The 10,571-nt window shown below is 50.6% G+C and carries 6 protein-coding genes and 1 pseudogene; 4 read left to right on the forward strand and 3 right to left on the reverse strand.

What is annotated here, in order from left to right:
* Window positions 1-527, forward strand: a pseudogene (locus tag ACESLU_RS03055) (Na+:solute symporter); the annotation flags it as partial.
* Window positions 528-531: 4 nt separating this feature from the next.
* A complete protein-coding gene (locus tag ACESLU_RS03060) occupies window positions 532-1,803 on the forward strand; it encodes an AGE family epimerase/isomerase (protein ID WP_372634945.1) in 1,272 nt (423 codons plus the stop codon).
* Window positions 1,804-1,841: 38 nt separating this feature from the next.
* On the opposite strand, the gene ACESLU_RS03065 is transcribed toward ACESLU_RS03060, so the two are convergent.
* The 3 genes from ACESLU_RS03065 to ACESLU_RS03075 form a co-directional block, all read right to left on the reverse strand.
* A complete protein-coding gene (locus ACESLU_RS03065; protein ID WP_372634947.1) occupies window positions 1,842-4,373 on the reverse strand; it encodes a c-type cytochrome in 2,532 nt (843 codons plus the stop codon).
* 492 nt (window positions 4,374-4,865) lie between these two features.
* The gene (locus ACESLU_RS03070) at window positions 4,866-5,849 is read right to left on the reverse strand and encodes an N-acetylglucosamine-6-phosphate deacetylase (RefSeq protein ID WP_372634949.1); all 984 of its coding nucleotides are present in this window, start codon (window positions 5,847-5,849) and stop codon (window positions 4,866-4,868) included.
* Between the two features lie 293 nt (window positions 5,850-6,142).
* Window positions 6,143-7,195 carry a Gfo/Idh/MocA family protein gene (locus tag ACESLU_RS03075; protein ID WP_372634953.1) on the reverse strand — a complete coding sequence of 351 codons (1,053 nt, stop codon included), beginning with the start codon at window positions 7,193-7,195 and terminating at the stop codon, window positions 6,143-6,145.
* 172 nt (window positions 7,196-7,367) lie between these two features.
* Between ACESLU_RS03075 and ACESLU_RS03080 the strand changes: the two genes are divergently transcribed.
* Both ACESLU_RS03080 and ACESLU_RS03085 read left to right on the forward strand, forming a co-directional pair.
* Entirely contained in the window at window positions 7,368-8,390 is a 1,023-nt protein-coding gene (locus ACESLU_RS03080; RefSeq protein WP_372634956.1) for a FecR family protein, read from the forward strand.
* 291 nt (window positions 8,391-8,681) lie between these two features.
* On the forward strand, window positions 8,682-10,571 hold a 1,890-nt coding region (locus ACESLU_RS03085), incomplete at its 3' end, for a SusC/RagA family TonB-linked outer membrane protein (protein WP_372634959.1).

The raw sequence follows: 10,571 nt of genomic DNA on the forward strand, positions 1-10,571 counted from the left end.
TGTTTGCCAATACGATGTCCATGACCTCCTCCGATGCCAATACGATTTCCTCGGTCATTACCCGCGACATTCTGCCCAACCTTTCTAAAAAGTTTCAAAACCTGAAGCGAAAACAGTCCCTGCGCCTTGCCCGGTGGTCGACCTTCGTATTTACGGCCTTGACCCTGGTGATTGCGATCAACGCAGAATCATTCGGAGGGGTTTTGGGACTGATTATCAGCTGGTTTGCCGCCATAGTGGGACCCATTTCCGTGCCCATGATTTTAGGCCTGTTGCCTACCTTCCGTCATTGCGATTCCAAAGCGGCGATCATTTCCATTGTTGGGGGATTAATCGCCTTTGTCGTGGCCAAATACGGCGTTGACACGATACAGGTGGTGGAGATTGCCTCGCCTTTATTTGTATCCTTTATATTGTTTGTCTTGTACGGATGGTTGAACCGAAATAATGAAGTGCCTGCCGAGGTGGACAGTATGCTGGATAAACTGGAACTGGACAAAAAAGAGATCGTTGAAGAGATTCTCTGATAAGATGGATATGAATACAGAGCAATTGGACTTTTACCGGGAACATGTGGAAGAGGTCCTGCTGCCGTTCTGGAGCCGGGCGCTGGATCATGAGCATGGCGGAATATACACCTGTTATAACAATACGGGCGACGAGTTGGTAAGCACGGATAAATATACCTGGTCGCAGGGCCGGTTCCTGTGGCTATGGTCCAAGATAGCCCAGATGATATCCGAAAATAAGCTGCAAGGGGAGCGGGAAGACTACCTCGATCACCTGACAAAAACCGCGCGTTTCCTGGAAGCCAACGTCTTCCTTGAAAACGGGAACTGTGCTTATGTGCTTAACGAGGAGGGAAAAAAGAAAGAAAGCATTCCGGGTGAGGGATTCGACACCAGCCTGTATGCGGATTGTTTTGTCGCTCTCGGACTGGGAAAATTTGCAGCCGTGTCCGATGACAATGATCGGTTTGAAAGAGCCCTGCAGCTGTATAACCACATAAGGGAGCGGATAGAGGAGGGGAATATACGTACAGAACCCTATCCCATACCGCAGGGGTACCGAGCCCATTCGATTCCGATGATCATGCTTAATGTGGCCCAGGAATTAGCAGAAGCAGCCCGGAAACTAAGGCATCCGGAAGAGGCAAAGCTGCAGAAGCACAGCGTGTCGTACATGAAAGATGTAATGGATGATTTTTACCGGGAACAGGACCACCGGGTCGCCGAAATGCTGCCCGATGATCCGTCGTCCGAGGACGAAATCCTGTTGTCTCGCCACCTGAATCCGGGTCATACCATTGAATCGATGTGGTTTGTCATACACACAGCGCAGCAGACAGATCAGCCGGGGTATATCCATAAAGCGGTGCGGGCCATCGAAAAAGCGATCGACCTGGGGTGGGATCCCACCTACGGGGGACTCCTGAGATTTGTCGATAAAAAAGGAGGCAAACCGAAGGGGAGAGAGCAATCTACAAAGTATGAACAGTTGATTCTGGATACCTGGGATATGAAACTGTGGTGGCCTCATTCCGAAGCTTTGTATGCCACCCTGGTATCCTATGCACTCACCGGAAATAAAAAGATACTGCGCCGCTATGAAATGATGCGGGATTATGTTTTTGAGACATTTCCAAACCCCGATAAGAAAATAGGAGAATGGATTCAGATCCGCGACCGGAAGGGAGCGCCCATTGATAAAATTGCAGCCCTGCCGGTGAAGGATCCGTTTCATATTCTCCGAAATATGTTGCTTATTATCGACCTTCTGGTTGAGGAGACTGAGGACCAATAGCAGAGCTTAGTCATCGGATGATTGGATCTTCCAGCCTCTCAGTGCCGGTGTTCGTTTAACTCCTCTTCCGTCCAGGGTTCGTCGCGGCCGGTCGAAGCTCCCCGGACTTCCTTGACGGCAGAAGGGGTTACAGGGCTCTCCTCATGTCCCCATGCCCGCCTGAGATACGTGGCGATCGCCGCAAGCTCCTCGTCAGAATGATGTCCCGCCGGCGGCATGCGCATGTCTCCCTCTTTGCCGTCGAGCAGAATGCGTATCAAGTGACTGGCCTGTCCCAGTACCCATTTTGAGTCAACCAGCGGCACGCCCATCCCTTCTATACCCTGCCCGTTCTGTTGATGACAGGTGGCGCAGGAAGTGGAATACAGATCCTTGCCGCGTTCAAATCGTTTTTTCTCATCGGGGGTCAGCGGCTCCGACTCGGGTTCGGTTCTCGGTTTTCCGGGCCAGCCCAGCCGATCGATCACCTCGCTGATCCGTTCGGCTATTTGCCGGTCTTCTGAATCTGAATTGGCTGAAGCCAGTAACACGGTCGGTTTCTGATCAAGTTCAAGCAGCCGAACACGCTCGGGGGAAGATTCCGGGGCCCCCTCTTCCAGGGCTGCCAGCAGGGACTCCCGTTGCCAGTCCGACTTACCGCTGTCTGCAATCCAGTCCAACAGCCTCTGGGTGTCCGCATCCGACCCGGAATGCAGGACCACTTCTGCTATTTCCTGAGCTGCCAGCCGGGTGCCTTCACGGCCGGATGCCTCATCCAGGAGCTGTTCCAGGAAGGCAAACTCCCGATCGGGTAGTCCGCTGATTACCAGGCTTACAACCATCGGGTCGGTTCCATACCTGTTGATGATATCCAGAAAAGCCTCGTCCCTGCTGTCCGCGGGGAACTCTCCGGCGGAGGCCGCCAGCTGTCGCCGTACAATATGAGTGGGATCGTCTACAAGCTCCATGACGGTTTTAGTATAAGTCGGATCCGGGCCGGCAAACCGGGGTTCTGCAATACGTATAGCCGCAGCCCGCAAGTGAGGGGAAGGGTCCGACAGGGCAGATTGCAGGGATTGGTCATCGATGGCATTCAGTCCGTCGAGCGTCCACAGCGCGTGCAGGCGCGTGTAGTCTTCTTCAGCGCTTTGGACCAGCTCGCGGAGTTCCACTGCAACGTCATCGGCCTGGCGCTCGACGAGCAACCGCTGCACCGTGTTGCGCCACCATCCGTTCGGATGGTCGAGGTAGTCGACCAGCTCCTCCGGCGATTTAGACGAAAGCCGGGGAGGATCGGACGGCTCGCCTGATTCATGAACAACCCGGTAAATCCGCCCGAGTCCCACCGGTTTCTCCAGTCCTCGTTTTTTAATTTCTGTTTCGAGATAATTAGTCAGGAATTGACCATGCTGGATAATTCCACGGTACATGTCGACGATATAGAGCGTTCCGTCGGGGGAGGAGTACATATTTACCGGGCGAAACCGTTCGTCGGTGGACGTCAGAAAGTCCGTCTCGAGATCTTCATACGGGTTATAGCCGAAGAGGGAGCCGTCCTCCTGCTTCTCGACGACCAGTCGCTGCACGAGATTGCCCGCCGGCTCGGGGACAAACACATTACTGCGCAGTTCATCGGGGAGCCGGTCTCCCCGGTAGACCGCAAGCGCGCTGGCTGAGGTATACCGGGCCAGGGTGCTGTCATCCCGCAGCATGTGTTCCCGGTAGCCCCGGTTGATACCGGTAGTGGGACGTACAGGCCAGACGGCTCTGTTTTTATTGATCGCTTCGTAGATTCCCCGTTGCCGGCGGACATCCTCGTTACGCATGTAATAGTGCGGTGATATATAGTCGACAAAAAGGGGATTGGAATTGCTGTTACGGTAGATGCGGCCGTAGTCGTCCATCGATATGCCCCATTGCCCCAGGCTGGGCGTTTCGTCATATTCCAGTTGGTTATTGGTCAGCCGGAAACGCCCCTCGTACCGGGTGGTATGAATCCAGTTATCCATGCCCCACATCAGGCTGTTGGGATTGGATTCCGGGTTAACAGTGGGGTCGCCGAAATCTTCCCGGATCTTTTCTGCCACGTCCGCTTTCAGGTTGCCCGTCGTGTCTCGGGTAAACCAGAGATTGGGCGGGGCTCCCACCAGCACACCGTGCTCCAGCACCTTGACCGCACGCGGAAGGACCAGCTCATCCATGTAAACCGTCCGCTTGTCCATCTGTCCGTCCCCGGTGGTATCTTCCAGCACTGCTATTTTTCCAACCGGTTCCTTTTCTCCCTCGGCATCGACGGTCGGCATATAACTGCGCATCTCAACGACCCACAGCCGACCGTCCGCATCGAAGTCCATCGCCACAGGATCCACCACTAAGGGCTCACTGGCCACCAGTTCGATGTCGTAACCGGGCGGCAGGTAGAATGACTCCAGGGCCTCTTCGGGAGAGAGCACGGGCGATTCATCGGGTACCTGCTGGACCTCCGGCGGCCAGAATGATTCTTTCCCACATGCGGTCAGTAAGAGCACTGCCGGAAGTAAGAGGAATAACAGTAAGGAGGTCCGTTTACAGGGGTTGCCGTATCGCTGCATATCAGAATGATCTTGGTTACTGGTTAATAAAAATTTTGCTGGTTAGTATAAATTATAGAGCGAACTAAATTATGTTAAGTCACCGGTCTTTTTAGGAAGAATCACCGGTCTTTAAATAATGAGTCATTCGCTTAATAAGGAGCCATTCGATTCTAAAATCATTGAAAATATGAACTTTAATCTTTTTTGCCAGTTTTATCCCGGAGCTTTTTTTAACCATGCCTTATGGGCTGAATGTGGTCTATTGAAACCGGATTGGCGGATAATTGTAATGCAGGCACACGCTTAGTCGGAATAAGAAGGATGGCACCGGGGGACAGTGTCTTATCTTATACACAGATTAACCAGCGTTTTTTCTTCAAACTTATTTTTTAGTGCAACCGTATGCCGTCAAGTGACAACACAGAGATTAAGTGATAACAAAGATCCGGTTTTAGCGCACAAGATCAATTATACAAGCGGGTAAAGTCTGAAGGCTTGTACATAGCCGGCTTATTTCAAGACAAACTTACCTTCTTTTCTCTCTATCAAAGAGGGGGATTCATTTAACACCACGGGTGAATCCACATCTATGAGCTGAAGGGGATTAAAGAATCCTACCTGCATCAGCTCATCATCTGTTAAAAGATCCAGTGACCCCAGGTAGTTCATGCAGTCAAGCATGGTTGAGGAAGAGCCCACCAAATACCCGGTCTCCGGGTTGTAAAGGCGTCCCGACTCTTCCAGTATGACTTCGTTCCCGAGCGTATTGTACTCCCCGGGCGGCAGTCCCGCTATGGGAGAAGCATCGCTGACCACAATGACCCTGGATACACCTTTCGTGCGGATAATCGTTTTGATAACAGAGGGAGGGATATGATGGCCGTCGGCAATCATCATGGCCGATAAACGGTCATTGGCAAGCCCCGCCCACAGGGGATTATGGTGACGAGGCAGCAGGCGGGGAATTCCATTACCCAGATGAGTCAGAGCACGGGCCCCGGCATCCGCCGCCTTGTCCAGCTCTTCCCCGGTAGCCAGGTGGTGTCCCAGGGAAACGGTGATGCCGAGTTCGCTCGTGGCATGGCGGCATAAGTCGGCAGCACCTTCAACGTCGGCTGAGATCGTCAGCAGTTTGATACGTTCTCCCGACCATTTATAGAGCTTATCCAGGAAGCCGGTATCCGGCTTCCGTACCCATTCAGAATTATGTGCGCCCCTGGCCCCGTCTTTTTCCGAGATAAAAGGTCCCTCTACATGAAATCCCAGCAGGGCGTTTGTAAGATCGTCGCGCCCCATGCAGTTGGCCATAAGACGGAGATTTCGTTCAAAGGTAGTCGCTGACGATGTTATGATGGTGGGCAGGAAGGCTGCGGTCCCTTCTCTTATTAATGCTTTACAGGCGAAAACGAAATCCTCTTCTGTCAGCTGGGGACTGGAAAAATCAATGCCCTTATGTCCGTTTACCTGCAGATCAACAAATCCGGGAATGTCCATAATTACTTTCTTTTGTCATTACGTTGAGCAGTTTACAGTAAAATAATTTAATTATGGCCATGGGTTTATTGAACGGCTTTGGAAAACGTTTCGAAGCGTCGATTTTTGCCATCCGATAAGTGCCATATCTACTTTTGAGACCGTCTGGTCGCAGCGTGAATGCTCCTCGGGACAGTCGGTATTGCAAAAAGGTTCTGGTAATACCCTGAAAAGCTCCTCGAATAGTAGATTCCATCAGCCGGTGCCTGAACAGGGCCTCCGGTAGAATGGCGGCCAGTTTTTGGTTAGCAACTTTACGAGAGAATATCCTCAATATGGACCGGCTTTTGTTCGTCGGCTGCCTTATACAATGCTTCCACGATCGCCAGCGACTGCAGGCTGTCTTCCCCTGATACCACCGGCTCTGTATCATGGTGGAAAGCATCCAAAATGGCATCGTATTGATTTTTATGATCCTGATACGTCATCCCGGAGAGGGGACTGGCGGCTCCGGTGGCTTCGCCCGAGTTATCCTCCTGGTCAGCCGCTTCCCGATCACCCAGTTTCTTCTGAAGGGATTCCCCTTTAAGAGTCACGGTACCACTGGTACCATTGATTTCCACTTTTCGATCCTGTGGGGGGGTGATAGAGGTCGAGGCCTCAAAAACGCCGATAGCTCCATTGTTAAATTCCAGGCAGGCAACCGCGTTATCCTCCGCTTCTATGCCTTCGTGGGTGAAGGTCCCCTTGAAGGCGGAAATGGTTTTTACCCCTCCCATGAACCACTGTAAAAGATCGATGGTATGTATGGACTGGTTGATAACCGCACCTCCTCCATCCAGGGCAAAGGTACCCCGCCAGGAAGAGTTGCTGTAGTATTCCTGGTCCCGAAACCATTTAACGGAGGCACTGGCCATGAAGATATCGCCGACTTGTTGATTGTCAATAAGCTCTTTCATCTGCATGACATCCTTCATAAACCTGCTTTGATAGATTACGGCAAGTTTTACCTCGTTTTTGCTACAGCTATCAATCAGCGATTGTCCCCGTGCGACGGTCGTTTCTATGGGCTTTTCAACAATAACGTGTTTGCCCGCCTCGGCGGCCGATTTCCCGTAATCCAGATGGGTGCCCGAGGGGGTGCATATAACAACGATGTCCAGGTCGGGATTACCGAGGAATTCCTCGTATGATGTGAAGGGCGTTATATCATATTTTTCACTAAAGGTATTGACCGAAGCGTCGGTCCTGCTGTGGGCGGCAATAAGCTTGCCTTTGGGCGTCTTCATTATCGCCTCCGCATGCGTGTCCGAAATATTTCCACATCCGACAATGCCGATGCCGTACTTTTTCTGATCTGTTGCCATAATCTTTGTTGGTTTTAGAAATTGCTTTGAAGTTCGGGGAAAGGGTACCAAAAAAATGCCCGTTTAATCTATTAATAAAAAACCAAAAAAGAAAAATCCCAATCCCTCTAATACTTTCGGGCAACTTATGTGTATTAATAATAAAGTTCTTAAAAACGGGAAAACCAATACCATGAAGCGAGATTTAGCAGAAAAATTTCTCAACAATAATTGCAAGGGGGAGGAGGCCGAGCAAGTGTTGAAGTGGCTTTCTACTCCGGAGGGACAGGGATATCTGGAGCAAAAAATAGAGGATGATATTTCTCTGCTGCAGGATGAGCGGATACGAGCTCTGGTCCCGGAAGCGAAATCAGATCAAATATGGAGAGAAGTAAAAAACAGTCTCGGCTACGGAAATAGACACCAACAGGCGGAACGGAAAAAACAAGGCCTCCACTGGCGATCCGTTGCCTCCGTAGTCATAGTTTTGATCTCCGCCATGTTTTATGTTTGGTCGCAATCATCGTCCACTCCCGAGCCGGACCCGGAACCTATTCATTATGTTGCCGGTGAGAACGAGCAACGAGTTATAACCCTGGGAGATGGGTCTGAGATCAGGCTGAACAGTAATTCCGAGATATGGATTTCCGGCACATTCGGGGAACCGAACCGGGAAGTCAAACTGAATGGAGAAGCATTTTTTGAAGTTGTTCACGATGAAGAGAAGCCTTTTCTCATTCATACCCCCAACGCCTCGGTAAAGGATCTGGGCACCGCTTTCAATGTCAGGGCGTTTCCCGGTGATGACAACGTCCAGGTGGCGGTAACGGAGGGCAAGGTAACACTATGGTCAGAACAGCAAACAGAAGAAGAGGCTACGGAACTTAATCCCGGCCAATTCGGATACCTGAGCTTAACCGACCACACTATTGAAATTGATGAATTTAAGAACAACAATTATTTGAGCTGGATGAGTGGCCGCATGGAGTTTGATGATATCCCGCTGCGGGACGTATCAAAACAGTTGAGTAGGATTTACGGCGTATCTTTTGAGTATGCGAACCGGCAGCTCAAAGACCTGGTACTGTCCGCCGACTTCGAACGGGAATCACTCGAAAAAGCTCTGGAGGTAATTGCTCTAACCCTGGAAATAGACTACCGCAGAGAGGGCAATGTGGTTCACTGGAAGCCCGGGGATCCAAGAAGTCCTGTATAACTATTAAACCGGAGGTTGCAATGGAACTTTATACTAAATTTTGGCCTGATTTTTATTTTCTCTAATACTTTTGGTTGAGTTATGTGTATTATTATGTAGAAGTGCATTACAAGGGTAATTAGCGTATCGGGCCAGTTTGTACCTTTATCTGAAAGCATTTTTTTCAGGAACCGGATACCGAAACAGAAAAATATGAACAGGAACAGCACACGGAAGGGAATAGCAGGACTAATTTCTTTTAATGACAAAATAAAAACGATGATGAATAAAATTACTACAGGGTTACAAACAATGAATCGATGTAGCAAAGTTGCGCTGATGTTTGTCGGTCTGCTTCTATATGGCGTTAGCCAGCCGGCAGTTTCATTAAGCCTGCAGTCATCTCAGATAGGAGAGCCTGCCAAAGTGGACCAGCTGGTAGAAGCGAAAGTCAGCAGCGAGTATCGTTTAGTCTCGCTGAACTTGAATGATGCGACTCTGGACAACGCTCTTCGCCAGTTGGCACGACAGGGACAGGTTGGACTTTCTTTTCAACCCGAACATATCCCGGATAAGAAGGTAACATTACAGGTAAATGATACCCCTTTTTATGACGCGCTGGATCAGCTCCTGGAGGGAACCGATCTCAAAGCTACGCTGCCATCCAGCAGGGATGTGCTGGTGATCCAGAAGAAAGAGCAGTCCATAGAGGCTGTTCAGCAGACCGTAACGGGAACTGTTACCGACAGCGAAACCGGGGAACCCCTGCCGGGTGTGAACGTACTGATTCAGGGAACCAGCACGGGTATGGCGACCAATGCCGATGGAGAGTTCAGCCTGGAAGTTCCGGGAGAGGATGCCGTATTGGTTTTTTCCTTTGTCGGGTACCAGACCCAGGAAGTTATCGTAGGTGACCGTGAGGTTATTGATGTAAGCCTTGAACCAGACTTGGGTAGTCTTGATGAAGTGGTCGTCGTAGGATACGGGGAAGTACAGAAAAGCTCCCTGACAGCTTCCGTTTCCAAAGTTGAAAATACCCAGCTGGATCAAATGCCTGTCAGTCGGCCTGAAAATGCCTTGGTTGGTCGTTTGTCCGGCGTAAACATTACCCAGACGCGGAACCGTCCGGGTGATTCGCCCGATATTACGATTCGCGGACCCGGGACTATCTCGGCAAGCAACGATCCATTGATTGTGATTGACGGCTTTCCCGGCGGCAGTTTCGACGATATCAGCATGAATGATGTCGAATCCATTGAGGTCCTCAAAGATGCTTCCTCGGCTGCTATTTATGGCTCCAGAGGCGCGGGCGGAGTTATTCTTATTACGACCAAGCAGGGGCAACAAGGTGAAGGAGCCCCGCGATTCAGTCTGAATACCTTTTACGGAATTGCCGATCCCATGCTCCATGGTGAGGATGCGTGGATGTTCGGAGATGAATTCTATGAGTATACGGCCCGTTATGTAAATCGGGACTGGTTTTATGCCGGCGGGGATCATACGCTGCCGCTGGACAGCGAACAGCGCGACAGCAACTATCGTCCCGGGGCGGACGAAGAGGCCCTGAAGTCGGGCGATCATGTCTGGGAGGATATCCTGTTTAACCCGGCGCCGATTCAGAATTACAGCTTGTCGGTTTCCGGAGGTACGGATCAAACCAATTATTACCTGTCCGGAAGCTACAAGGATGAGGAAGGAACCTTCGAATCTACCTCTTATAAACAATATGCCGTACGGGGTAGCTATGACGTGGATATTAATGATACTTTTAGCGCAGGTGTTATGCTTAATCCGCAGTACAGTCACCGGACATTACCGGGTGGTGCGGGCATACAGAATATGGTGAAGTTTGCTCCTTTCGTCAGTCCTGAACCGCGGGAGGACGGCAGCTATTACCGGATGCCGGACTATGTATCGCATGTCACCGCGTCCGCTGCCATTAATCCGATAGCAGCACTCAACCATTCTCATTATTTCAACCATGTCTTTAACAACAACGGGGAAGTATACCTCTCAGTAAACTTCCTGGATAACCTGGAGCTCAGAAGTTCTGTGGGAGCTAAACTCCGATTTCAACAAAATGAGCGATTTATAGAGAGCAGGGGAAGCGGCAGTGGTCAGAATGGCGGTAGTGAATTCAGAAGCCGGCTCGTTAACCTGATTAATGAAAATGTGCTGACTTACAACGAGACCTTTAGCGAG

This window comes from Fodinibius sp. (genome assembly GCF_041642155.1).
Classification (GTDB): domain Bacteria; phylum Bacteroidota; class Rhodothermia; order Balneolales; family Balneolaceae; genus Fodinibius.